The following is a 24,735-nucleotide window of genomic DNA, read 5'->3' as shown; positions in this document are numbered from 1 at the left end:
AAAATATGATTTTGAGGGGAAAAAATGGGTATTAAAGAGAAATTTTTAGAAACCATAAAAAAATACGATATGGTACGAATAAAAGATAAAATAATTATAGGCCTTTCGGGAGGGCCGGATTCCGTATGCCTTTTAGACCTCTTTTGTTCAATACGGGAAGAATTCCAATTGGAAATTTTTGCTGCCCATCTGAACCATTGTTTTCGCGGCAGGGAGTCCGATGAGGATGAGGAATTTGCAAAATCTTTGTGCGAAAAATATAATGTAAAATTTTTTTCTAAAAGGGTAAACGTGCCGGAAATTATAGAAAAAACCGGTTTATCCCCCGAAGATGCGGCAAGAAGGGTCAGGTATGACTTTTTATTCGGACTCAAGGAAAAATTAAATGCGGATAAAATAGCCGTGGGACACAATATGAATGACCATGAAGAAACAGTTCTAATGAATATTTTCAGGGGAACCGGGACAGAAGGGTTAATAGGAATTGAGCCCAAAAGAGGGTGCCTGATAAGGCCGCTTATAGAAATTGAAAGAACAAATATTGAAGATTATTTAAAAAAACACAATATTCCCTATCGAATAGACAGCACTAACCTGAAAACCGAATACTACAGGAATAAAATCCGGTTAGAATTAATTCCTTATATTAAACAGAAATTTTGCCCTCACTTTAGCGATGCTGTAAAGAGGCTTTCGGATATAGTGGCTCTGGATGTATCCTTTATAGAAAGTATAATAGAAAATATCTACCCTTCCATGGTGACCGAAGGGAAAAATTATATTAAGTTATATATTAAAACCTTTGAAAAACAACCTCCGGGCGCAAGGTACAGGATATTGAGAAAAGTGATAGAAAACATCCTGGGCGAATTGAAAGATATAGAATTCAAGCATATTAAAGCATTGGATGAATTTATAATTGAGCAGTCTCCGGGGAAAATGGTCGAGCTGCCCCGGGGCATTTGCGGTGAAAAAGGTTACGAGGAATTTTATTTTTATCGTAAAGGCCAAATTAAGGATTTTTCTTATGTACTTAATATTCCGGGAGAAATTTATATTGATGAGATAGGCAAGAAGATTTCTGCGGAACTAATGGAGAGGACGACAAATTTTAAGCTCGAAGCAACACCCTTGAAGGTATTTGTCGATTATGGTAAAATAAGAGGAAATTTAATCGTTAGAAATCGCCGGCCGGGGGACAGATTTTTTCCTTTTGGCCTTAAATTCTCGAAAAAACTTCAAGATTTTTTTGTGGATCAAAAGATACCCTCCTTTGAAAGGAATTTGGTACCCATAGTTGAAAATGAAGGGGAAATAGTATGGGTAGGAGGGTTTAGACTGGATGACCGGTTTAAAATTAACGATAATACGACTAAAATTTTAATCTTAGAAATTCAATAATATTTTTATTTTTTTTAGGGGGAGTGGATGTGATAGAAGATATTAAAGAAATATTAATATCGGAGGAAGAGATAAAAGCTAAACTAAAAGAACTGGGTGAAAAAATCACCCGGGATTACAGGGATTTAGACAATATTTTACTGGTAGGAGTTTTAAAAGGAGCTGTTTTATTTATTGCTGATCTTATAAGGCACATAGACTTACCTTTGGAAGTCGATTTTATGGCGGTTTCCAGCTATGGAGCTTCTACCGAATCATCGGGTGTTGTGAGGATTTTGAAGGATTTAGAACAGAACATTCAGGGTAAGAATATTTTAATAGTTGAGGATATCATCGATTCAGGACTTACACTGAGTTATCTTTACAACCTGTTGAAATCCAGAAACCCCGCGAATATAAAAATCTGTACGCTTCTGGATAAACCATCAAGGAGGAAAGTGGATATAAAGGTAGATTATTTGGGTTTTGAAATACCGGATTATTTTGTGGTAGGATACGGATTGGATTATAATGAAAAATACCGCAATCTTCCTTTCATTGGGGTTTTGAAACCCGAAGCTATAAATGCCAGATGAAAACGCAATTGTTAATCACTTTCCTTTATGGTAAAATATGAATGGATTGCCCAGGAAGGGAGGAACTTTTTTGAATAATTTTTTCAGGAATATCAGCTTTTACCTGCTGATATTTATTTTGATATTATCTCTGGTGCAGTGGTACTCCAGCAAAGATTTAACCGAGGTCCGAATAGGTTATACAGATCTAATACGATTAATAGATCAGAACCAGGTGCAAGAAATAAAAATGATGGACAGCAGCATTGAGGGAGTTTTAAAGGACGGCAGAAAATTTTCCAGTTTTGTTCCCGATAAAACCATTTTTCTTGCCCGGGTACAACCCAAGATAGATAAAGGAGAACTAATATTAAATGCCCAGCCGATCCCTGCCGCACCGTGGTGGTCACAGATCCTTCCATCGGTTTTAATGGGTTTATTGTTCATAGGCGCATGGTTTTTTATTATGCAGCAAGGGCAGGGTGGAGGAAGCCGGGTGATGAGTTTTGGAAGAAGCAGGGCAAGACTAATAAACGATGACAAAAAGCGCGTGACCTTTAAGGATGTAGCAGGAGTGGACGAAGCAAAGGAAGAGCTTCAGGAGGTAGTGGAATTTTTGAAACACCCCAAAAAGTTCATAGAAATAGGTGCAAGAATACCCAAAGGGGTGTTACTGGTAGGGCCTCCGGGAACCGGGAAAACCTTACTTGCCCGGGCGGTGGCGGGGGAAGCGGGTGTCCCCTTTTTCAGCATTAGCGGTTCCGACTTTGTGGAAATGTTCGTCGGAGTTGGAGCCGCAAGGGTCAGGGACCTTTTTGAACAGGCGAAGAAAAATGCACCCTGCATCGTATTTATAGATGAGATTGACGCGGTTGGCCGGCAGAGGGGAGCAGGCCTCGGCGGCGGGCATGATGAAAGGGAGCAGACCTTAAACCAGCTGCTGGTGGAAATGGATGGATTCACCATAAATGAGGGGATTATAATAATTGCCGCCACCAACAGGCCGGATATTCTGGACCCAGCACTTTTAAGGCCGGGAAGATTTGACCGGCAAATTGTGGTGGATATACCCGATATTAAGGGCAGGGAAGAGATTTTAAAAGTACACGCCAGGAATAAACCCTTAGAGGAAAATGTGGATTTGAGCATACTGGCCAGGAGAACACCCGGTTTCACCGGTGCGGATCTGGAAAATTTACTGAACGAAGCCGCGCTTCTTGCTGTAAGGAGAAACAAAAAGAGAATAGGCATGCAGGAATTGGAAGAGGCCATCACAAAGGTAATTGCGGGTCCTGAAAAAAAGGCGAGAATAATGACCGACAAAGAGAGAAAATTAGTGGCATATCATGAAGCCGGTCATGCGGTGGTAGCCCATCTTTTGCCTACCGTTGATCCGGTACACGAGATTTCCATAATTCCCCGGGGAAGAGCAGGGGGATACACCCTGATTTTACCCAAAGAAGATAGATTCTTCATGGGCAAAACGGAGCTTTTAGAACAGGTCACCCATCTTTTGGGAGGAAGGGCATCGGAAGAACTGGTATTGAATGAAATAAGCACCGGAGCTCAGAACGACATAGAAAGGGCTACGGAAATAGCAAGAAGGATGGTAATGGAATACGGCATGAGTGAAAACCTGGGCCCAATGACCCTCGGAAATAAGCATGAAGAGGTCTTCTTAGGAAGAGACCTGGCAAGGGGAAGGAACTACAGTGAGGAGGTAGCGGCGGAGATTGACCGGGAAGTAAGGAATATAATTGAGCGCTGTTATGATAGAGCCAGGAACCTTCTCACGGAAAATATAAATAAACTTCATAAAGTTGCAGAAGCTCTTCTGGAGAGAGAAAAACTATCGGAAGAAGAATTTTTAGAAATATTTGCTAATGCGTAAAACTGCCTGTAAGGCAGTTTTTTTATTTTGCGGGGTTGGATGAGATGAATAAAATCCGCTTTAATTATGGATATTAAATAAAGCAGCATCATTAAAAAATTTTAACAAAGGGAGAAAAAGGAGAGGGGAATTTTGTTTAACTTTAACCTGCAGGTATACCTTTTTATAATTTTTGCCATGGTTTCCGGTGCTTTAATGGCTGTTCAGGGAGGGATGAACACCGGGCTGGGAAAATTTACGGGGACGGCGGGTTCTACATTTTTGGTTCACCTGAGCGCGGCCTTTATAATGTTGCTGGTGTTATTGCTAAAGATAGATAAGGCAAATTTTAAAAACTTAGGCAGACTTCCCTGGTACTACTTTTTAGGAGGGGTGCTTGGGGTCTTAATTACCTATCTTGTAATTATAAGTATGCGTAAATTGGGTGCCGGTGCGGCTACCACATCCATAATAGTGGGACAGGTGTTAACCGCCTGTCTTATAGATCACTTTGGACTTTTCAGCCTGGAAAAAACCCCCTTCACGTGGCTTAAACTGCTGGGTCTTTTTTTACTGGCCGCAGGGGCAAAATTACTTCTGAACAAATAAAAATATAGCATAATTTAGGAATAATAATATATAAGTATACAATAAAATAGAATTATGATATAATTTTTAACATATAGTACACTAAATGTGATAAAATAAAATAATAATATTTGTAAAGGGGGAAAATGGGTGAGAAAATTTGTTTTTAACTTTCAAGAAGGTAGTGCGGCAATGAAAAACCTTCTGGGGGGCAAAGGCGCGAATTTGGCCGAGATGATGCGTATAGGACTACCGGTACCTCCCGGCTTTACGGTTACAACGGAAGCCTGTAGCAGGTATTTTAAAGAAGGTGAAAAAATACCGGAGGATATAGTGGAAGAAATTTTCGCTCACCTGGGTGAGCTGGAAGAGACTATGGGGAAAAAGCTGGGAAACAGGAAAAATCCTCTCCTGGTTTCGGTGAGATCGGGGGCGCCGGTTTCTATGCCGGGGATGATGGATACAATTCTCAATCTGGGTTTAAATGATGAATCGGTAGAAGGTCTTTATGAATCAACGGGTAATAGGCGCTTTGCTTTTGATTGTTACAGAAGATTCATTCAAATGTTTTCCAATGTGGTGCTGGGAGTGGAGCACGATAAATTCGAAAGAATAATTGAATCCGTTAAAAGGAAAAAAGGAGTAGAATTTGATACGGAATTGGATGACAGGGATTGGGAAGAGGTGATAAAACACTATAAAGATCTAATTTTAAAAGAAACCCGGGGAGAGTTTCCCCAGGATCCCAGAAAACAGCTTATGATGGCTGTAGAAGCAGTATTCAGGTCCTGGAACAACCAGAGAGCAATTATTTATAGAAGGATTAATAAAATTCCCGATGATTTGGGTACCGCGGTAAATGTACAGTCTATGGTTTTTGGAAATATGGGGAATGATTCGGGAACGGGAGTGGCTTTTACCAGAAATCCTTCCACCGGTGAGAAACACTTTTACGGAGAGTTTTTGCTGAACGCCCAGGGAGAAGATGTGGTGGCAGGTATCAGAACTCCAAAAAACATTGAGGAACTGAAGGAATTAATGCCGGAAGTTTACGAACAATTGATAAATGTCAGTAATCTTCTTGAAAGACATTACAAGGATATGCAGGATATAGAGTTTACCGTTGAAAAGGGGAAACTGTATTTACTGCAAACGAGAAACGGAAAACGAACCGCTCAGGCAGCTGTGAAAATAGCGGTGGATATGGCAAAAGAAGGGCTAATTACTAAAAAAGAGGCACTGATGAGGGTTTCACCGGAACAGGTGGCTTCGCTTCTGCACAGCCGAATAGATCCATCGGCAAAGGTGGAAATAATAGCAAAGGGGTTACCCGCATCACCGGGAGCGGCCTGGGGACAGGTGGTTTTTTCGCCCGATGAGGCGGAAAACCTGGGTCATCAGGGAATAAAGGTAATTCTCGTTAGAACGGAGACAACACCCGATGACATTCACGGTATCGTAGCGGCTCAAGGAGTGCTGACCAGCCGGGGCGGAATGACCAGCCATGCAGCGGTGGTAGCAAGGGGTATGGGAAAACCCTGCGTTTGCGGCTGTGATTCTATAAGTATCGATTATGTAAATGAGGAATTCAAAGCTGGAGGTATTACGGTAAAAAAAGGTGAAGTGATTTCAATTGACGGTTCCACGGGCAATGTAATCCTGGGGAAAGTCAAGATGATTGACCCCGTACTTTCGGAGGAATTTAAGGAGCTTCTTTGCTGGGCCGATGAGACAAGAAAGCTTTCCGTAAGAACCAATGCGGATACCCCGAAGGATGCGGAGGTGGCGAGAAACTTTGGCGCAGAAGGCATAGGACTGTGCAGGACTGAGCACATGTTTATGGATCAGCAAAGACTCCCCTACGTCCAGGAGATGATAATCGCCGAAACCGTTGAAGAGAGGGAAAAAGCCCTTTCTGTAATACAAAAGTTTCAGGAAGAAGATTTTGAGGGCATTTTCAGGGCAATGGAGGGACTTCCCGTTACCATCAGGCTTCTCGATCCACCCCTTCACGAGTTTTTACCAAAGGAGGAAGAACTGGTAGAAGAAATAAATGAATTAAAACAAAGAGGCGAAAAAGAACTGCTCAAGAAAAAGCAGGAAGTACTGAAAAGGGTGAGGTCTTTAAAAGAATTTAACCCGATGCTGGGACTGAGAGGTTGCCGTCTGGGTATATTATATCCCGAAATTTACGATATGCAAATCAGGGCGATATTCAATGCAGCCTGCCGTTTAGCCAAAAAGGGAATAAAAGTATTGCCCGAAGTGGAGATACCCTTAGTCAGCAATGTAAACGAATTGAAAAAATTAACAGAAAGAGTCCATGAGATAGCAAAAAGAATAATGGAAGAAGAGGGCATAAAAGTAGAGTATAAGGTAGGGACGATGTTAGAACTCCCGAGGGCCTGCCTTATCGCGGATGAATTAGCCCAGTATGCAGAATTTTTCTCTTTTGGCACAAATGACCTTACCCAAACTACTTATGGACTGAGCCGGGACGATGCAGAAGCCAAGTTTTTGCCCTATTATATAAACAATAAAATTTTAAACGAGGATCCTTTTATTGTCTTGGATAGAGATGGAGTAGGGGCATTGATGAAGATTGCGGTAGAAAAGGGAAGAAAGGTCAACCGGGAAATTTTAATAGGCATTTGCGGAGAGCATGGCGGTGAACCTAATTCCATAGAATTCTGTCATGAGATAGGCCTTGATTACGTCAGCTGTTCGCCCTTCAGGGTTCCGGTAGCGAGACTTGCAGCAGCTCACGCCGTCCTGAAAGAAAGGTTAAAATAAAAGATAAAAAATGAGTTTATAAATCCCTTCTAATTAACGATATTAGAAGGGATTTTTTTATACGTCGATATCCTGCATTAATTTCAATTATCTCATTTTACGTGAATGGTGTGAATTTTAATTGATCAATTTGGCTTAGTGAATTTTAGTAAATTCTTTGGTTATTTTATTGACAAATAAATGGTAAAAAGTATAATATATGTTAGACATATCATCATATAATGATATGACGAAGAATATATATAATTTAGAAATGCTTATAAAAAATTATAAAAAATAAAAATAAGGGGGTCTTTTATATGGATTTAGCCAGAACCTATATTGGAGAGAAGGTTTTGGAGCAGGGACTTAAATTTATCGTAAAGGAACCGGTTAATAACATCGAAAAAATAGTAGAATGGGTTGAAAAACTTCCCATGCCCGAACACCACAGAAAAAATGTCAGCAATGTAAAGAGTTTTCTAAAAAACAAAGATTCCAATTGGTACAAACTCGCCGAGAGATTACTGACGGAAGTAGATCCTTATGTCAAACAAAAATTTGCGGTAAACTTTTTCTTAAATGCTAATTTTTTCGGAGTGCAAAAACAAATGGAAAACGCAAAAAAACTCGGATATTCTGTACCATGGGCTCTTTTAATAGATCCAACTGAAAGGTGCAATCTTAACTGTATCGGATGCTGGGCCGGAGATTACCAGAGAAAGGAAGAACTCAGCTATGAACTTTTAGACAGGATATTGACAGAGGCCGAGGAACTGGGAATTTATTTTATAGTTATGTCCGGAGGGGAGCCATTATTAAGAAAAGATGATATAATAAGATTAGCGGAAAAACATAATTCCATGGGTTTTCACCTTTTCACAAACGGTACCTTAATTGATGATAAACTAATTGAGGAAATGAAAAGGGTAGGGAACATTACTCTTGCTTTCAGCATTGAGGGCTTTGAGGAATCTACGGATAAAAGGCGCGGCAAAGGCGTTTTCAAAAAAGTTATGGATGCAATGGATAGAATGAGAAAGGCTGGTCTATTATACGGAGTATCGGTTACTTACACAAGGAACAATACGGAAGAATTGGCCAGCGAGGAGTTCGTAGACATGCTGGTGGATAAAGGTGTGGCTTTTGCGTGGTATTTTACATACATTCCGATTGGTAAAGATGTGGACCTGGAATTAATGGCGACTCCCGAGCAAAGGGCGTATATGTATGACAGAATACTGGAATATAGAAGGACAAAACCCATTTTTATTATGGATTTCTGGAACGACGGAGAAGCTTCCAACGGATGTATTGCAGGAGGTAGAAGATATCTACATATAAACGCCCAGGGAGAAGTAGAACCCTGCGCTTTTGTACATTATTCTACATGTAATATTAAGAATGTTTCCCTGAAGGAAGCACTGGGCTCTCCAATTATGAGGGCATATCAAAAGAGGCAGCCCTTCAATTTGAATATGCGCAGGCCCTGTCCATTAATTGATAACCCAGAAATGCTGAAAGAAATTGTGGAAGAAAGCGGTGCATATCCTACCCAGCTTCATGCGGATGAAACTGCTGCGGAATTTGCGGAAAAACTGAAGCCCTACGCTCAAAAATGGGGAGAACTTGCGGATAGAATTTGGTATGAAACCCATGGAGAGCAAGAAAAAATTGAATTAGAGGAGGTTGAAAGTTGAGTTCCAGCCTTTCGGAATACAAGCTAAGATTTTTAGAAAGCCTATCGGATAAAACCCGGCTCAGGATAGTGGAAGCCCTCAAAGAAAAAGAAAAAACCGTTAGCCAGCTGGTTGAAGAACTGGGAGCTACTCAATCCAACATTTCGGGGCATCTCAGGCTTTTGAAAATCAGCGGGATATTAAAAAGCCGCCAGGAGGGCAAGTACGTTTACTACAGCTTAAGAAGTGAGGCCATTAAGGACTTTCTTTTAAACCTGGAAGAAATAATGATTTTATTAAAAAGGGAAGTTTATGAAGGAACATGAAAGCCCGGTAAACACCGGGTTGATTTTTTTTAATTTTTCATGATAAAATTGAAATGAAATTGGTCAGGCATCCTTTAAAGGAGCCTGAACGGAGGTGAAAAAATGAATAATTCAGGGAAGAGCAGAGCCCGTATCTTAGCTACGTCGGGACTCCTGGGGGCGATTTCCATAGTACTGGGCATCACCCCCTTGGGATTTATACCCGTCCCGACAGCGGCAGGGCATGCCACGATTATGCATGTTCCTGCTATACTGGGTGGGCTGCTGGAAGGACCGGTCGTAGGAGCTTTTGTAGGTTTTATTTTCGGCCTTCACAGCTTCTTGAGGGCAGGGTCACCGCTTTTTGCCGATCCTATGGTTGCTATTTTGCCGAGGATCTTAATCGGTGTTTTAGCCTATCTTAGCTTCCGGTTGACAAAAAGTGTGGCCCTATCGGCTGCGGTAGGAACCCTGACGAACACCTTTGGTGTTCTCGGCATCGCGGTGGCTAAAGGGTATCTTACCTTTCCCGTAGCAGCTGGCATAGCCCTTACCCATGGGTTGCCGGAGGTAATAGTGGCTATGGTTCTAACTGCCCTGATTTATAAAGGTATCAAAAAAAGAAGGTGAAGTAATGCTTCTTGCCGTGGATATTGGCAATACGAATGTGGTCCTGGGGGTATTTATTAAAGATAAATTAATAAATCATTTCAGAATATCCACCGACAGGGAAAAAACCGAAGATGAATACGGTATAATGGTTTTATCATTGCTCAGGGAATTCGGAATAGAGGAAAAAGATTTTGACGGTGCGGTAATTTCTTCTGTAGTACCTCCTTTGACTCCGGTATTCGAAAAAATGTGCGAAAAATACCTGAACGTGGCACCTCTTATAATCGGGCCCGGAGTAAAAACCGGAATAAATATCAAATACGAAAACCCCCGGGAAGTAGGAGCGGATAGGATAGTCAATGCCGTAGCAGCATATTATAAATACAAAGGGCCGTTAATAGTGGTGGATTTCGGCACAGCCACCACTTTCGACGCGGTCAGTGAAAACTTTGATTATTTAGGAGGGGCTATTGCTCCGGGCATAGGAATTTCTGCAGAAGCCCTGTTTCAGAGAGCGGCCAAACTCCACAGAATTGAAATAGCAAAGCCCGACAGAGTTATTGGCAAAAACACCACCACCAGCATGCAGGCGGGGATTTTTTATGGTTACGCCGGTCTGGTGGACCATATTGTGGAGCGGATGAAGGACGAGATGGGGGAACAGGGAATAAAAGTTATTGCTACAGGGGGATTGGCATCCCTGATAGCCTCAGAAACAAAAACAATAGACCTGGTAGACGGAATGCTTACACTGGAAGGATTGAGAATAATTTATGAAAAAAACCGGTAGCAGCATTCCCCTTTTTTTAGCTCCTATGGCAGGTTTTACGGATCAACCCTTTAGAAGAATATGCAAGTTTTTTGGAGCCGATGTACTCATAACCGAAATGGTGAGTTCAAAGGGGATAATATACGACGACCAAAAAACCTTTAAACTTTTAGAGATTAAGGAGGATGAACATCCTGTCGGAGTTCAGCTCTTTGGTAGCGATCCTCTGGTATTTTCTGAAGCAATAAGGAAAATTGAAAATATCCCCTTTGATTTTATAAATATTAACATGGGATGCCCTGCGCCGAAAATTGTAAAAAATAAAGATGGATGTGCTTTGATGCTGGATGAAGCGCTGGCTTCGGCAATTATAAAGTCCTGCGTGAGCTCCACAAAAAAACCCGTAAGCATTAAAATTCGAAAAGGATGGGATAATAACATTATTAATGCAGTAGAGTTTTCGAAAATGGCCGAAGAGAGCGGAGCCTCGGCAATAATTATCCACGGAAGGACTAAAGAACAGCTTTACAGCGGTAAAGCTGACTGGGATATAATACGAAAGGTAAAGGAAGCGGTGAAAATACCGGTTATAGGAAATGGGGATGTATTTTCCCCGGAAGATGCAAAAAGAATGTTAGAAGAAACGGGATGCGATGGCATAATGATCGGAAGGGGTGCCCTGGGCACCCCCTGGATTTTCAAGATGATAAAAGAGTATCTTAAAAGCGGGGAAAAAATTGCTCCTTTGTCCCTTCTTGAGAAAAAGGAAATCATATTTTGGCATATGAAGCTTTCGGTGGAATTTTACGGAGAAAAAACAGGGATAATGGAATTTAAAAAACATGTCGCGTGGTATTTGAAGGGACTTTACAATTCCACAAAGGTTAAAACAAAAATTTTGTCTCTTAAAAGTAGAACAGAAATTGAAAAGGAGCTAAAAAATTACTTTGATTTTCTTATCAGGGGGTAAAAAATGGATATTCTTGCACTTCCCGTAATAAATGGAGTCCTGCCAAAACCCGGAGGCGGGGTTTTGACCGGCTTTTTTGTAGATCCCTATTTTTCACGTATGATGGCCATGGCGGGAAAGGGAAAAGAGATCTTCTTATTTCCTTTTTCGAAGGATGACGATTCCTTTTATCCGGTGGGTATTGTAGCGGTAATTGAAGATTTATGGGTAAAAGAAGTCGCTGCCGGACAAAAAAAGTTCGGTTTAATAGCAAAAATTGCAGGACAGGAAAGAGGAAAGGCTAAAGGTTTTGAGGTTACAAAGGAAGGGATAATTGCGAGGGATGTAGAAATTTTAAACTTTTATAAACTAAGGGAGGAAGGATTTCCTCTGATTTGCGGCGCAGGATGGCAACCGCAGGGTGGATACACTACCTTTGGAAGTGATAGGAAATCCATAAATATTACCATATACGGATATGATTATTCTTTTGGGAAAAGGGTTTTCATAAGTGCAGATTTAAAAGGTCTTGTGGAGCCGGAAAAAGCGCATACTATTGAGCACGGGATAATAAGGTCTCTTAGAAACTATGGACTCTGTACGGCAAAAACTTTAATGAATTCCATGAAAAGGGAAACAAGGGAATTGAAGTGGTCCATAGAGGTAGGGATGGCAAATAGACTTCCGGAGTTTTTTGGTGTAACGGAAACCGGAATATGCGGCAATCCCCTTACCAGCCTTGCCTCGACTTACCTGACCGAAGAGTTTATAAAAAATTTAAAGGCTGGAGAAAACTTTTTGAATTCCTTGGAACAGGCAAGGAACAAAACCCTTGCCCGATTGGTTCGGGATATGGAAATTTCCACCTCAAGGGAAAATAGAGCCCTTCAGGGTTTGAAAAAAGGCATGAAACATGATGATTCCCATGAGGAAATGGAAAGCTTAAAGAAGATTCTAAATAAATTTCCTTTATCGCCCTGGGATTAGACCGGCATCAAAAGCCGGTTTTTTTTATTGATTTAATGCAAAAAATGGTATAAAATAGGATTGAGCACAAAATTGTGCACAAAGAGGTGAAAAATTTTGGACCTCATAAGAATAGGAGAAAAACTGATAAGTAAAAGTAAAATCAATAAAGCTATTGAGGATATTTTAATTGCAAGGCAATCAGGCCTTTCTCAATCGGAAGTTGCAAAAAAAATGGGGATTGACAGGTCTTTTATTTCCAGAATCGAAAGCCTCGGGGAGTTACGTAAAGGTAAAAGTATAGGTCTTATAGGATTTCCTATTTTAAATGTGGAAGAATTAAAGGAAGTGGCGGAGAAAGAGGGAGTGGATTTTGTATTTTTGATGAACGACAGGGAAAGATGGGAGTTTATCTATAAAAAAAGCGGTATCGAGCTTTTAAACGAGATTATGGAAATTATTTCAAAGGTGAGAAGCCTGGATGCGGTTATTATCCTCGGATCCGACCAAAGGATACGCCTTTTCAGAGCACTGCTGGATAACGAGGTGGTGGCTGTAGAAATTGGGAAATCGCCGATGAAAGAGGATGTGTATTTTAATAAGGAGGAATTAAGAACCTTAATAAAAAATTTAAAGGAGGCATAAAAGTTGAAACATGTGGTGAGCGTGAGCCTTGGTTCATCCAAAAGGAATCATAAGGCACAAGTAAATATCCTGGGGGAAGACTTTATAATAGAGAGAATTGGAACCGATGGGGACAAGAAAAAAGCCGTAGAATTAATAAAACAATTGGACGGCAGGGTAAGCGCCTTTGGACTCGGCGGGATAGACCTTTATTTATGGGCAGGAAATAAAAGATATATAATAAAAGATGCGGCGGAACTTGCAAAAGCAGCAAAGGTTTCACCGGTAGTGGACGGTTCAGGGTTAAAAAACACCTTAGAGCGAAGGGTGATAAATTACCTGCACGATAACGGAATAATAGATTTCAAGGGCAAAAAAGTGCTTTTGGTAGCTGCAACGGATAGGTTCGGCATGGCTGAGGCTTTGGTAAATAAAGGAGCGGACATGACCTTTGGAGATTTAATTTTTGCCCTGGGGATTCCGATACCTTTGCATTCCTTAAAAACAATTGATATTTTAAGCAGAATCTTAATGCCCGTTTTATCAAGACTCCCCTTTGAAATGCTATATCCTACCGGGAAAAAACAAGAGGTAAATTCAGTAAAGTACAAGAAGTTTTTCGACAGGGCCGAGATTATAGCCGGAGATTTCCTCTATATAAAAAGGTATATGCCTCCCGACCTTTCTGGTAAGACCATAATTACCAATACCGTTACAAAAGAGGACGTGGAAACATTAAAAAATAGGGGTTTAAAAATGCTCGTTACAACGACACCCGAATTGCAGGGGAGGTCCTTTGGAACAAATGTCATGGAAGCCGTATTGGTATCCCTGCTTAATAAAAAAATTGAAGAAGTTACCTCTCAGGATTACGAAAAACTTTTAGAAAAAATCGGATTTCTCCCTCGCATTGAGGTTTTAAATTAAAATAAATGTCTTTAATAAGAAAAAGAAAGAGGTGTAGCCTATGGATAATTTTGCTTTTATCATTCATCCCATAGATGTGGATGACGCTTCAAGGAAATTTAAATTCATGAAAAACTGGCCGGATAATCTTATCGAAGGTATTTTAAAGTTACTTCCTCCCGTAAAAGTATCCCATATAACGGGTGTTAAATCCGAATATAATGAAATCGAAGGGTGGTTTGTGGGTTGTCCTCTGACCACCCGGCAAATGATGACCCTTCCGGAAAATTTTGTTTTGAATAAAATAATAAAAGCCGGCAAATTAGCGGAAAAACTGGGGGCTAAAATTGTTGGCCTCGGTGCCTTCACTTCGGTAGTAGGTGATGCCGGTATTACCATTGCAAAGAATTTAAAAATTGCCGTAACCTCGGGAAACAGTTATACCGTTGCCACTGCAATAGAAGGAGCAAAGGAAGCTGCAAAATTGATGGGCAAGGATATAAAAAATGCGGAGGTTGTCGTAATTGGTGCCACTGGTTCCATAGGAAAGGTATGCTCCGAAATTCTTGCAAAAGAGGTAAGGTATTTGACCCTGGTAGGTAGAAATACGGAGAAATTAGAGGCCGTCGCGGAGAAGATTTTAAGGGAAACGGGTCTTTCGGCAAGAATTACTTCCAATGTTAAAAATGCCCTGAAAAAAGCCGACGTGGTGATTACCGTAACCAGCAGTGTTGATACCATTATAGAACCCGAAGATTTAAAGCCGGGAGCGGTGGTATGCGATGTATCAAGGCCCAGGGATGTATCAAAGGAGGTTGCTGAAAAGCGGGATGATGTTCTTATAATAGAAGGAGGGGTCGTAGAAGTTCCCGGTGATGTTAACTTTAATTTCAATTTTGGCTTTGAGCCCAAAACCGCCTATGCCTGTATGGCGGAGACAATGATTTTAGCACTGGAGAAAAGGTATGAAAATTTCAGTTTGGGAAGAGATTTAACGGTAGAACAGGTGGAAGAAATATCAAGGCTGGCCAAAAAGCACGGGTTTAAGCTGGCGGGATTCAGAAGCTTTGAAAGACCTGTCACTAAGGAACATATAGAAAAGGTAAAAAGGAATGCGGAAGCAAAATTAAAAAGCACTTTATAGATAAATATAAACATTGTTGGTATAACATAAAATAACCCAGTGATGAAGATAAAACAAATTTAAATGTGATAAAAATTAATTACTAATAATAATGATAATCATTGTTAACTGAAAAACATTATATCGTTGACAATGATTTTTCTGCCTGTTAAAATTATATTCAACGAGAACAGGCTAAAAGCCGGGCGCTTTATGCGCAGCAAGTGAAAGACTTGCGGGACTCACCTCCTGCAAGTCTTTTTTTACGGGAAGGAGTGAATTCGTTGCTGGATAAGATTATAAAAAATACTACCGACTTTTTAATTTTGAAGATATTAAAACTTGACCCGGCAAAAGAAAAGTACACAAAACCCGATGAAAGAAAAAAAATTGCCTATTTAGAGAGCTGGGTTAGTATAGCGGGGAATTTTTTTCTTTCAATAATAAAAATACTTTTGGGTATGATTTTAAACAGTATTTCTCTCATCGCGGACGGCATTCATACGGCTTCTGACGTTTTGACCTCCGTCGCGGTGCTTTTGGGTTTTAAATTCTCAGCCGTGCCCCCGGATGAAAAGCACCCTTACGGGCATGGAAGGATAGAATTTCTGGCCTCTTTGCTGATAGCGTTACTTTTAACCGTTGTGGGTTTTGAATTTGGCAAATCCTCTTACGAGAGGTTTATAGCCAACGAAAAGGTAGCTGGAAGCTACTTGGTGGCTTTTTTTATGCTGGCTTCGGCAATTTTCAAGGAATGGATGAGCAGGTTCTCCATAGAACTGGGGAACAGGATTTCGGCCCAGGCTTTGATCGCAGATGCCTGGCACCACAGGACCGATGCCATAGCATCGGTGCTGGTGGCAGTAGCCATAATAAGTTCAAAATACGGATACTATAAAGTAGATGCGGTGTTTGGTTTTCTGGTATCTGCTTTAATAATCTATACGGGGGCTACGATGGCTTATGAGTCCTGCTCCAAATTAATAGGGGAAATTGCCCAGGAGGAGATGATTAAGGAAGTTCAGGAGACCGCATATTTATTCCCTCATGTAGTGGATGTTCACAAAGTTTTTATCCACGACTACGGTGCCTATAAGGAAATATCCATGCATGTGGTGTTAAACCATGAACTGACCTTTTTTGAAGCCCACGAATTATCAGAAAAAATCGAGCGGCAAATTGAAGAAAAAATTCACTGCAATGTCACTGTGCATGTGGAACCCTCTTACATAAAAAATGATACTAACCGGGAAAATTTGGATTAAAATATATATTAGAAATATCAAAAAGGGCTTAAAGAAGTACCGCCTGCCGGGAATCTTTAAGCCTTTTCAGGCGGAATACAAATATCCCGGCCCCAGCTATTATGGGAATTAATAAGGGTATGAATATTATTGCAGGTTATTTAATGCCCCATGCTCCCGTAATGATAGAAGAAATTGGTAAAAGCCAGACGGAAAAAATAATAAAAACTGTTGAAGCGGCTTGTTTTGTAGGAATGGAAATAGAACACTTTAACCCCGATTGCATCGTACTGATATCACCCCACGGTCCGGTTTTTCAGGATGCCATTTTTGTTTACGATTTCCCTTTAAAGGGAGATTTTTCCGATTTCGGAGCACCCAATATAAAAATGGAATTTAAACAGGACGAAATATTAAAGGAAGAAATAATAAAGGGTGCCAAAAAGAACAATATTTCGGCTGTAAAGTCCTCCGAAATTCCTCTAAGGAAATTCGGTGTAAGGGAGGAACTCGATCACGGAGTTCTTGTTCCGCTCTACTTTGTGTCCAAATATTGTAAGGAATTTAAATTGGTTGTAATGTCTTTTGGGCTTTTGCCCTATGAAGACCTTTATAAATTTGGGAGCGTTATAAAAGAAGCAGCAGAGATCACCGGTAAAAAGATTGTGGTTATAGCGAGCGGCGACCTTTCCCACAGGCTTACTCCCAATGCTCCGGCGGGTTTTACCCCGAAGGGAAGGTTATTTGATGAAACACTGGTCAAGCACCTGCAAAATTTTGATATTGAAGGCCTTCACAGCATGGATTTAAGCCTCATTGAAAAGGCCGGCGAATGCGGATTGAGGTCAATCTGGATTATGCTGGGAAGTCTTGATGGTCTCAAGGTAGAACCAAAGGTGCTTTCCTATGAAGGGCCCTTTGGGGTGGGGTACTGTGTTGCGAGGTTCCTGCCTCTCGGGGAAGGGGAGAGCAAATTAAAAGAACTTTACGATAAACGGATGAAAGAAGTGGAAAAAAGAAGGCAAAAGGAAGACCCTTATGTTAGCCTGGCAAGAAAGACCGTTGAGACTTACGTAAAGACGGGAAAAATTATTGATGTTCCGGAAGGGCTTCCCGAAGAAATGTTAACTCAAAGAGCGGGGGTATTTGTTTCCATAAAAAAACACGGACAGTTGAGGGGATGTATAGGAACCATTTTTCCCACCAGGAAAAATATAGCCGAGGAGATTATACAAAATGCGATTAGCGCCGGATGTGAAGACCCCAGGTTTTTCCCCGTGGAGGAAGAAGAGCTCCCCGATCTTACCTACTCGGTGGATGTTTTGATGCCACCCGAGAAGATAAAATCGAAGGAGGAACTGGATCCTAAAAAATACGGGGTTATAGTAAGAAAGGGGAAAAGAACGGGGCTTTTACTTCCCGACCTGGAAGGAATAGATACGGTGGAAGAACAGTTAGAGATCGCTTTGAGGAAGGCTGGAATCTCCCCAAAAGAAGAGTATGAGATTGAGAGGTTTGAAGTGGAAAGACATCTTTAATGAAAAGAAGGGACAAAAAATGAAAGAGGCCATGTTTTATAAAAAGCTGGAAGGGGATCTGGTCGTTTGCGGTCTATGCCCCCACGGATGCCGGATTAAAAACGGCAATTTCGGAATATGCAGGGTAAGAAAAAATATGGATGGTATTTTGTATACAACTAATTACGAAAAAGTATCCTCATGGGCTTTGGATCCCATAGAAAAAAAGCCCCTCTACCATTTTTACCCGGGCAGTTTAATATTTTCCGTTGGAAGTTTTGGATGTAACTTTCGGTGTAAATTCTGTCAAAACTGGCAGATCGCTCAGATTACACAGGTGCCAACCCAGGAGGTCAGCCCGTATAAACTTGTGGAAATAGCAGAGTCTCAAAAGGACAACTTAGGGATTGCCTTTACTTACAACGAGCCTACCATCTGGTACGAATATGTGTACGATGTGGTCAGGATATCAAAAGAGAGGGGCTTAAAAAATGTGCTGGTGACCAACGGTTTTATTGAAGAAAAACCTTTGAGGGAAATTCTGCCTTATATAGATGCTATGAATATCGACCTTAAAGCCTTTAAAGAGGACTTTTACAGGGATATCACTGCTGGAAAATTGTCCGGAGTACTGAGGACCATTGAGATAAGTAAGGAATTCTGCCATGTGGAAATTACGACACTTCTTATACCGGGCTTGAACGACGAAGATGACGAAATAGAACGTCTTGCCCTCTGGCTTTCCTCCATAGACAAGAGGATACCCCTTCATTTCTCTAAGTATTTTCCAAACTACAAACTGAATTTGCCCCCTACTCCCGTGGAAAGGGTAAAAAGGGCAAGGCAGATAGCCAAAAATTTCCTGTATTATGTATATACGGGGAATATTGACGACGAAGAGGGCAGCACCACCTACTGCAAAAAATGCGGAGCGCCTCTGATAAAAAGAAATTATTATAATATAAGGAAATTAATAAAAGGGGATGTTTGCGAAAAATGCCATGAAAAATTGGATATCGTAATGTAAGAAAAAAGATACCGGATATTTTAAATAATTACTTGTTTTAAAAATAAACCTGTGCTATAATATCAAGGGTAATTTATAGCTTTAACATAAAGACACAAAAGGCAGAGGTGAGAAAGGTGAAAGAAGGAATTCATCCAAAGTACTACAGGGCAGTTGTAAAATGTGCATGCGGTGAAACTTTTGAGACCGGTTCAACAAAACCCGAAATTCATGTGGAAATCTGCTCCAAGTGCCATCCGTTTTTCACCGGCAAACAAAAGCTTGTGGATACCGGCGGCCGCGTAGAGAGATTTAAGAAGAGATTTGGTATAAAAGACGAAGAATAAACGGTTAGAGTGTACGCTCTAACCTTTATTCATATATTGGGGAAAAGGGGAAAATAAAATGAAAATAGCCAAACCATCCATAGGGGGACAGGCAGTTATCGAAGGCGTTATGATGAGAGGGCCTAAGTACACGGCCATTGCGGTTCGGAAGGGCAAGGATATAGTGGTGAAAAAAGAAGAAAATTATTCCCTGCAAAAAAGACATCCTTTTTTTAGATTACCTGTGATAAGGGGAGCTCTGGCCCTGATTGAAATGCTGGTCATAGGGATTAATGCCCTTACCTACTCTGCCAGTGTGGTGGAAGAGGAAGAATATAAGCTCACATCAAAAGATATAGCACTTTCCGTTATTATGGCTGTGGGTTTTGCCGTCGCCCTTTTTATCGTATTGCCAACCTTTTTAATAAAATTTTTCGAGAAGGGTGTTAAAAATCCCGTTATATTAAACTTAATTGAAGGTCTAATCAGAATATCAATATTCTTTTTCTATATTTTTTCAATTTCCATAATGAAGGATATTAAAAGGTTTTTTGAATACCACGGCGCCGAACATATGGCGGTGCACTGCTATGAAAACGGAGACCCGTTAACGGTGGAAAATGCCAAAAAGTATAAAACTCTTCACCCCCGTTGCGGCACCAGTTTTTTATTAATAGTAATGATCGTGAGTATTTTGCTATTTTCTTTTCTGGGATGGCCGGGTATTCTTTTTAGAATTATTTCCAGGATTCTGCTTTTTCCTTTGGTAGCCGGAATTTCCTACGAGTTTATCAGGTTTGCTGGAAGGAGCGATTCTAAAATCGCAAAGCTTTTCAGCCTTCCGGGCATGTGGTTACAGCTTTTGACCACAAGGCAACCCGATGACTCTCAAATAGAAGTGGCATTGGAAGCCTTAAAGTGCGTAATATAGGAGGGAAAACTTTTGATAGAAAAATTGGAAGGACTCTTAAAAAGATATGAAGAATTAACGGAAAAAATCAGCGACCCTCAGATAATAGCAAAACAGGAAGAATGGAGGGCTCTTGCCAAGGAACATGCGTCTTTAGAAGAAATAGTAAACTGTTATAAAGAATACAAAAGTGTAGTTAAAGAAATTGAAGAGGCCAAAGAGCTTTTAAAAACGGAAAAGGATAAAGAAATGGAAGAATTTTTAAGAGCCGAAATGGACAGATTGGAGGAAAAGGAAAGGGAATTAAAGGAAAAATTGAGGATAATGCTGCTTCCTAAGGATCCTAATGACGAAAAGGATGTAATTATGGAAATCAGAGCAGGAGCCGGAGGAGAAGAAGCGGCCCTTTTTGCAGCAGACCTTTACAGAATGTATACCCGCTACGCGGAACGTCAGGGATGGAAGGTAGAGCTGATGAGCACGAGCCCCACGGAGCTCGGCGGATTTAAGGAAGTGGTTTTTGAAATAATAGGAAAAGGGGCTTACAGCAAATTGAAGTTTGAATCCGGGGTACACAGGGTGCAGAGAATACCGGTAACCGAGGCCGGAGGCAGAATCCATACTTCCACCGCCACCGTGGCGGTGCTGCCCGAAGCGGAAGAGGTGGATGTGGAGATTAATCCTCAGGATATAAGGGTTGATGTATTCAGGTCTTCGGGGCACGGCGGACAATCGGTAAATACCACGGATTCGGCGGTTAGAATAACCCATTTTCCTACGGGCATAGTTGTTACCTGCCAGGATGAAAGGTCGCAGTTAAAAAATAGAGAAAAAGCCATGAAGATATTAAGAGCCAAACTCCTGGAGATGAAAAAACAGGAACAGGACCAGAAAATTGCAGAAAGCAGGAGGAGCCAGGTAGGCACAGGAGATAGAAGTGAAAGAATCCGAACTTATAATTTCCCTCAAGGCAGGGTAACGGATCACAGAATTGGACTTACCCTGCATAAGCTGGAAAGCATACTGGATGGAGAACTGGATGAAATTATAGAGAGCTTAATTGCCGAAGAACAGGCGAGAAAACTCGCCCAATCCGAAGAGTAAGGGGTATTGACGATGAGGTTGCGGGATGCTCTGAAAAGGGGAAGAGAGCTACTAATGGAAAAGAAAATAGAATCAGCCTTTTTGGATGCGGAAGTTATTTTAGCCCATGTAATTTCGAAAAACAGGGAATTTATTTTTTCCTATCCCGAATACGAGTTATCCGAAGATGAACTCAATAACTTTTTAAAAAAAATTTCCCTGCGCGAAAGGCATTATCCCGTAGCCTATATTACTACCAGCAAGGAATTTTATTCCTTAGATTTTTTTGTCAAAGAGGGGGTTCTTATTCCCCGACCCGAAACCGAACTTCTGGTGGAAGAAGCGATAAATATCGTACGGACCAATTACGGCAAGGACTCTTTGGTGAAAATTGCGGATTTATGTACGGGGAGTGGAGCCATAGCCATTTCCATAGCCTATAATTTGAATAACGTTTTCTGTTATGCTTCGGATATTACGGAGCTATCTTTAGAAGTTGCACGGGAAAACGCAAAAAGACATAATGTAGAGGATAGGGTTGTTTTTTTGAAAGGGGACCTCTGGGAACCTTATTTTGAAAATAATATTTTGGATTTGGATATAGTGGTTTCTAATCCTCCGTATATTCCTGAAAAAGAATTAAATTATTTACCCTTAGACGTTAAATATGAGCCCGGGATCGCTTTAAACGGCGGTCCTGATGGGCTTTATTTTTATCGAAAAATAATAGAAGGCAGCAGGAAATTTTTGAAGCCCGGAGGGTTTATTATATTTGAAATCGGGGAAAAACAGGCTTATGAAGTAATGAAAATTTTCAAATCAAAGGGCATAGAAAACCTGAGGGTAAAAAAAGATCTCGCCGGGCTGGACAGGGTTATTATAGCTTCTTTAAGTTAGGGGGTAGGCGATGCTCAGGGGAAGATTAAGTTTTTTTGTAAAAATGTTTATGGCTTTTTTTAAGATAGGTGCCTTCACCTTGGGTGGAGGTTATGCCATGATCCCTTTGATGAAGGTGGAAATGGTGGAAAAAAATAAATGGCTGAAGGAAGAAGAGTTTCTTGATATTATAGCAGTTTCTCAGTCAGTACCCGGTGCAGTGGCAATTAACACTTCGGTGTACATAGGCTATAAACTCGGGGGATTGACGGGAGCGCTTTTTGCCCTTTTTGGGACCATTCTACCTTCGTTTTTAACCATCCTTTTTATCGCTTATTTTTACAGAGAAGTAAGAGAAATTACCTATTTTAATAAAGCTTTAAAAGGGGTATATCCATCAATTTTTATACTGATATTATCTGCCGCCTTTTCATTGTGGAAAAAGGCTTTGAAAGATTACCCATCCTATGTTATTTTTATAATGAGCTTAAGTTTGCTAACGTTTGTAAACGTATATCCCGGGATTTTGATACTGGTTTTTGGACTTATCGGGGTATTTAGAGGGTTATATAAAGATGCAAAAAGGATGAAGAAAAATGCTTGACTATATTAAACTTTTTTTAGCTTTTTTTAAAGTAGGGCTTTTTGGATTCGGAGGGGGCTATGCAATGCTTCCCCTGATTCAAAAAGAAGTGGTGGAAATAAATAAATGGCTGAATTTCAAGGAATTTATGGATGTACTGGCCATCTCCCAGGTAACGCCAGGGCCTATTTCGGTAAATGCAGCTACCTTCGTAGGATACAAGGTGAAAGGGGTTTTGGGTTCGGCATTTGCCACACTGGGGGTTGCAATGCCTTCCTTTATAATAATTCTTTTTCTCGCGTACATAATAAAAAAGTACAGGAGCCAAATAAAGGCAGTGGAGTATTTTTTTCAGGCTATTAGACCGGTGGTAATAGCTTTGATATTGCAGGCCGCAATCAATATCGGAAGAAATTCCATTACTGGAATAAAAGAGTTTACAATTGCTGCAATAACTTTTGCCGGCATATACTTATTAAAAGCTAATCCCATAGCGGTAATATTTTTCTCAGCCTTGCTCGGTGTTTTAATGTACAGGTAAGAGGGGATAATAATGGAAACCTTATACATAAAAGTAGATGAAAACAATCCGGAAATTGAAAAAATTAGATTAGCGGCAGAGATAATAAAAAGAGGGGGACTTGTGGCCTTTCCCACAGAAACCGTTTACGGCCTTGGTGCCAATGCCTTGGACGAAGAATCTGCAGTGAAGATATACAGGGCAAAAAACCGGCCTCAGGATAATCCGTTGATAGTTCACATTCAAGAGGTTAAAGAACTTTCTTTGCTCGCCAAAAATGTACCCGCAAAAGCCTATGAATTAATAGAAAAATTCTGGCCCGGCCCTCTTACGATAATATTTGAAAAAAGCGACAGGGTGCCGTATAAAACTACGGGTGGACTTGATACCGTGGCGGTCAGAATGCCCGACCATGCAGTAGCAAGGCTATTAATCAGGGAATCAGGGGTACCCATAGCAGCGCCCAGCGCAAATTTATCGGGAAAGCCCAGCCCCACCAACGCTCAGGATGTAATGGAAGACATGAAGGGGAGGATAGATGCGGTAATAGATGGTGGTCATTCAAAGTTCGGAGTGGAATCCACGGTATTAGACCTTACCGGCAATGTACCGGTAATCTTAAGGCCGGGAGGAGTTACCAGGGAAGAACTAAAAGAGGTTCTGGGGCATGTGCATTTAGAAGAAAATGTAAAAGAGGGTGAAAAGCCCAGGTCTCCGGGCCTTAAGTACAGGCATTATTCTCCCCGGGCGGAAGTATACCTGGTGGTGGGGGATAAAAAGGAACAGGTAAAAAAAATAAAAGAATTAGCGTTAGAGTTTGAGAAAAAGGGTTTAAAGGTGGGTATCCTTGCAACTGCGCAAACGAGAGGGGAATACCTGCAAGGAAACGTTCTTTCAGCAGGGGATAGAGATGCACCGCTTACCATTTCTTCAAACCTGTTTTCCTTATTGAGAAGGTTTGACAGGATGGGAATGGATATAATCCTTGCTGAAGGCATACCCGAAAAAGGACTGGGTCTTGCGGTCATGAACAGGTTGAAGAGAGCTTCAGGATATAAAATAATTTCGGTTTAAAAGGAGGCAAAGGATTTAATGCTTAAGGTTTTATTTGTCTGCACCGGCAATACGTGCAGAAGCAGCATGGCCGCTGCATTATTTAAAAAGCTGGCGGAGGAAAAGGGAAAAAAGATCGAGATAGATTCCTGCGGGATAGCTGCGGTAGATGGAATGCCGGCCTCTTCAGAAGCCATCCAGGTATTAAAAGAAAGGGGAATAGACCTGAGCGGCCACAGGGCTAAAAAGCTCAGGGAGAATTTGCTTAATGCGGATCTCATTCTAACAATGACGAAAAGCCAGAGGGATTATATACTTAATAATTTTCCCAAATTAAAAGGCAGGGTTTTTGTTCTGACAGAATTTATAAATGAGGGAGAATTTGACGACATAGAGGATCCCTACGGGATGGGGATAGAAACCTATAAAAAAGTAGCCGATGAACTGTGGAATAATTTGCAAAAACTTATCGAAAGGATTGAACAAAAAACGATAAAAT

25 protein-coding genes and 1 riboswitch are annotated in these 24,735 nt (G+C 40.9%); all 25 genes read left to right on the top strand.

The features are described from left to right. Positions 1-24: 24 nt before the first annotated feature. Positions 25-1,401, top strand: a complete 1,377-nt coding sequence (gene tilS, locus ACPLOV_RS10190; protein ID WP_424909883.1) for a tRNA lysidine(34) synthetase TilS — start codon at positions 25-27, stop codon at positions 1,399-1,401. 29 nt (positions 1,402-1,430) lie between these two features. Continuing rightward, a complete protein-coding gene (gene hpt / locus ACPLOV_RS10185) occupies positions 1,431-1,976 on the top strand; it encodes a hypoxanthine phosphoribosyltransferase (RefSeq protein ID WP_424909884.1) in 546 nt (181 codons plus the stop codon). 70 nt (positions 1,977-2,046) lie between these two features. Then, positions 2,047-3,846: an ATP-dependent zinc metalloprotease FtsH gene (gene ftsH, locus ACPLOV_RS10180; RefSeq protein WP_424911119.1), complete on the top strand. Its 1,800-nt coding sequence runs from the start codon at positions 2,047-2,049 to the stop codon at positions 3,844-3,846. A 132-nt stretch (positions 3,847-3,978) separates the two neighbouring features. Beyond that, on the top strand, positions 3,979-4,434 hold the full coding sequence (locus tag ACPLOV_RS10175) for a DMT family transporter (RefSeq protein WP_424911117.1): 456 nt from the start codon (positions 3,979-3,981) through the stop codon (positions 4,432-4,434). Between the two features lie 129 nt (positions 4,435-4,563). Beyond that, positions 4,564-7,206, top strand: coding sequence for a pyruvate, phosphate dikinase (gene ppdK, locus ACPLOV_RS10170; RefSeq protein WP_424911116.1), 2,643 nt, complete (start codon positions 4,564-4,566; stop codon positions 7,204-7,206). A gap of 299 nt (positions 7,207-7,505) precedes the next feature. Further along, positions 7,506-8,885 (top strand): radical SAM protein, encoded by a 1,380-nt coding sequence (locus ACPLOV_RS10165; RefSeq protein WP_424911115.1) that lies wholly within the window; start codon positions 7,506-7,508, stop codon positions 8,883-8,885. Then, positions 8,882-9,190: an ArsR/SmtB family transcription factor gene (locus ACPLOV_RS10160; RefSeq protein WP_424911114.1), complete on the top strand. Its 309-nt coding sequence runs from the start codon at positions 8,882-8,884 to the stop codon at positions 9,188-9,190. Before ACPLOV_RS10165 ends, ACPLOV_RS10160 begins: the two co-directional genes overlap by 4 nt. A gap of 102 nt (positions 9,191-9,292) precedes the next feature. After that, entirely contained in the window at positions 9,293-9,799 is a 507-nt protein-coding gene (locus tag ACPLOV_RS10155) for an ECF transporter S component (protein ID WP_424911113.1), read from the top strand. A 4-nt stretch (positions 9,800-9,803) separates the two neighbouring features. Further along, on the top strand, positions 9,804-10,571 hold the full coding sequence (locus ACPLOV_RS10150) for a type III pantothenate kinase (protein WP_424909197.1): 768 nt from the start codon (positions 9,804-9,806) through the stop codon (positions 10,569-10,571). Next, on the top strand, positions 10,555-11,520 hold the full coding sequence (gene dusB / locus ACPLOV_RS10145; RefSeq protein ID WP_424909198.1) for a tRNA dihydrouridine synthase DusB: 966 nt from the start codon (positions 10,555-10,557) through the stop codon (positions 11,518-11,520). Before ACPLOV_RS10150 ends, dusB begins: the two co-directional genes overlap by 17 nt. Before the next feature lie 3 nt (positions 11,521-11,523). Next, positions 11,524-12,486: a hypothetical protein gene (locus ACPLOV_RS10140; RefSeq protein ID WP_424909199.1), complete on the top strand. Its 963-nt coding sequence runs from the start codon at positions 11,524-11,526 to the stop codon at positions 12,484-12,486. A gap of 96 nt (positions 12,487-12,582) precedes the next feature. Next, the gene (locus ACPLOV_RS10135; RefSeq protein ID WP_424909200.1) at positions 12,583-13,110 is read left to right on the top strand and encodes a helix-turn-helix domain-containing protein; all 528 of its coding nucleotides are present in this window, start codon (positions 12,583-12,585) and stop codon (positions 13,108-13,110) included. A gap of 3 nt (positions 13,111-13,113) precedes the next feature. Continuing rightward, positions 13,114-14,016 (top strand): quinate 5-dehydrogenase, encoded by a 903-nt coding sequence (locus ACPLOV_RS10130; RefSeq protein ID WP_424909201.1) that lies wholly within the window; start codon positions 13,114-13,116, stop codon positions 14,014-14,016. Positions 14,017-14,056: 40 nt separating this feature from the next. After that, positions 14,057-15,139: an NAD(P)H-binding protein gene (locus ACPLOV_RS10125; protein WP_424909202.1), complete on the top strand. Its 1,083-nt coding sequence runs from the start codon at positions 14,057-14,059 to the stop codon at positions 15,137-15,139. 155 nt (positions 15,140-15,294) lie between these two features. Continuing rightward, positions 15,295-15,364, top strand: a riboswitch (NiCo riboswitch). A gap of 38 nt (positions 15,365-15,402) precedes the next feature. Next, positions 15,403-16,383: a cation diffusion facilitator family transporter gene (locus tag ACPLOV_RS10120; RefSeq protein ID WP_424909203.1), complete on the top strand. Its 981-nt coding sequence runs from the start codon at positions 15,403-15,405 to the stop codon at positions 16,381-16,383. A 119-nt stretch (positions 16,384-16,502) separates the two neighbouring features. Further along, complete coding sequence (amrA, locus tag ACPLOV_RS10115) at positions 16,503-17,900, top strand: AmmeMemoRadiSam system protein A (RefSeq protein WP_424909204.1); 1,398 nt, start codon at positions 16,503-16,505, stop codon at positions 17,898-17,900. Positions 17,901-17,919: 19 nt separating this feature from the next. Beyond that, positions 17,920-18,906, top strand: a complete 987-nt coding sequence (gene amrS / locus ACPLOV_RS10110) for an AmmeMemoRadiSam system radical SAM enzyme (RefSeq protein WP_424909205.1) — start codon at positions 17,920-17,922, stop codon at positions 18,904-18,906. A gap of 116 nt (positions 18,907-19,022) precedes the next feature. Beyond that, positions 19,023-19,232 (top strand): 50S ribosomal protein L31, encoded by a 210-nt coding sequence (gene rpmE, locus ACPLOV_RS10105; protein ID WP_068748764.1) that lies wholly within the window; start codon positions 19,023-19,025, stop codon positions 19,230-19,232. A gap of 58 nt (positions 19,233-19,290) precedes the next feature. Then, complete coding sequence (locus tag ACPLOV_RS10100) at positions 19,291-20,142, top strand: DUF1385 domain-containing protein (RefSeq protein WP_424911112.1); 852 nt, start codon at positions 19,291-19,293, stop codon at positions 20,140-20,142. A 12-nt stretch (positions 20,143-20,154) separates the two neighbouring features. After that, positions 20,155-21,225, top strand: a complete 1,071-nt coding sequence (gene prfA, locus ACPLOV_RS10095; protein WP_424909207.1) for a peptide chain release factor 1 — start codon at positions 20,155-20,157, stop codon at positions 21,223-21,225. Positions 21,226-21,237: 12 nt separating this feature from the next. Beyond that, complete coding sequence (gene prmC / locus ACPLOV_RS10090; protein ID WP_424911111.1) at positions 21,238-22,101, top strand: peptide chain release factor N(5)-glutamine methyltransferase; 864 nt, start codon at positions 21,238-21,240, stop codon at positions 22,099-22,101. A gap of 10 nt (positions 22,102-22,111) precedes the next feature. Continuing rightward, positions 22,112-22,684: a chromate transporter gene (locus tag ACPLOV_RS10085; protein WP_424909209.1), complete on the top strand. Its 573-nt coding sequence runs from the start codon at positions 22,112-22,114 to the stop codon at positions 22,682-22,684. Beyond that, positions 22,677-23,204 carry a chromate transporter gene (locus ACPLOV_RS10080; RefSeq protein ID WP_424909210.1) on the top strand — a complete coding sequence of 176 codons (528 nt, stop codon included), beginning with the start codon at positions 22,677-22,679 and terminating at the stop codon, positions 23,202-23,204. The genes ACPLOV_RS10085 and ACPLOV_RS10080 overlap by 8 nt, the downstream gene beginning before the upstream one ends. 12 nt (positions 23,205-23,216) lie before the next feature. Next, positions 23,217-24,257: an L-threonylcarbamoyladenylate synthase gene (locus ACPLOV_RS10075; protein WP_424909211.1), complete on the top strand. Its 1,041-nt coding sequence runs from the start codon at positions 23,217-23,219 to the stop codon at positions 24,255-24,257. A gap of 18 nt (positions 24,258-24,275) precedes the next feature. Then, positions 24,276-24,735: low molecular weight protein arginine phosphatase (locus tag ACPLOV_RS10070; protein ID WP_424911110.1), on the top strand; the 460-nt coding region annotated here is incomplete at its 3' end.

The organism is Thermovenabulum sp. (assembly GCF_049723235.1).
GTDB lineage: Bacteria > Bacillota > Thermosediminibacteria > Thermosediminibacterales > Thermosediminibacteraceae > Thermovenabulum.
The sequence above is the reverse complement of the archived record's forward strand: the minus strand, read 5'-3'. Positions and strand labels throughout refer to the sequence as shown.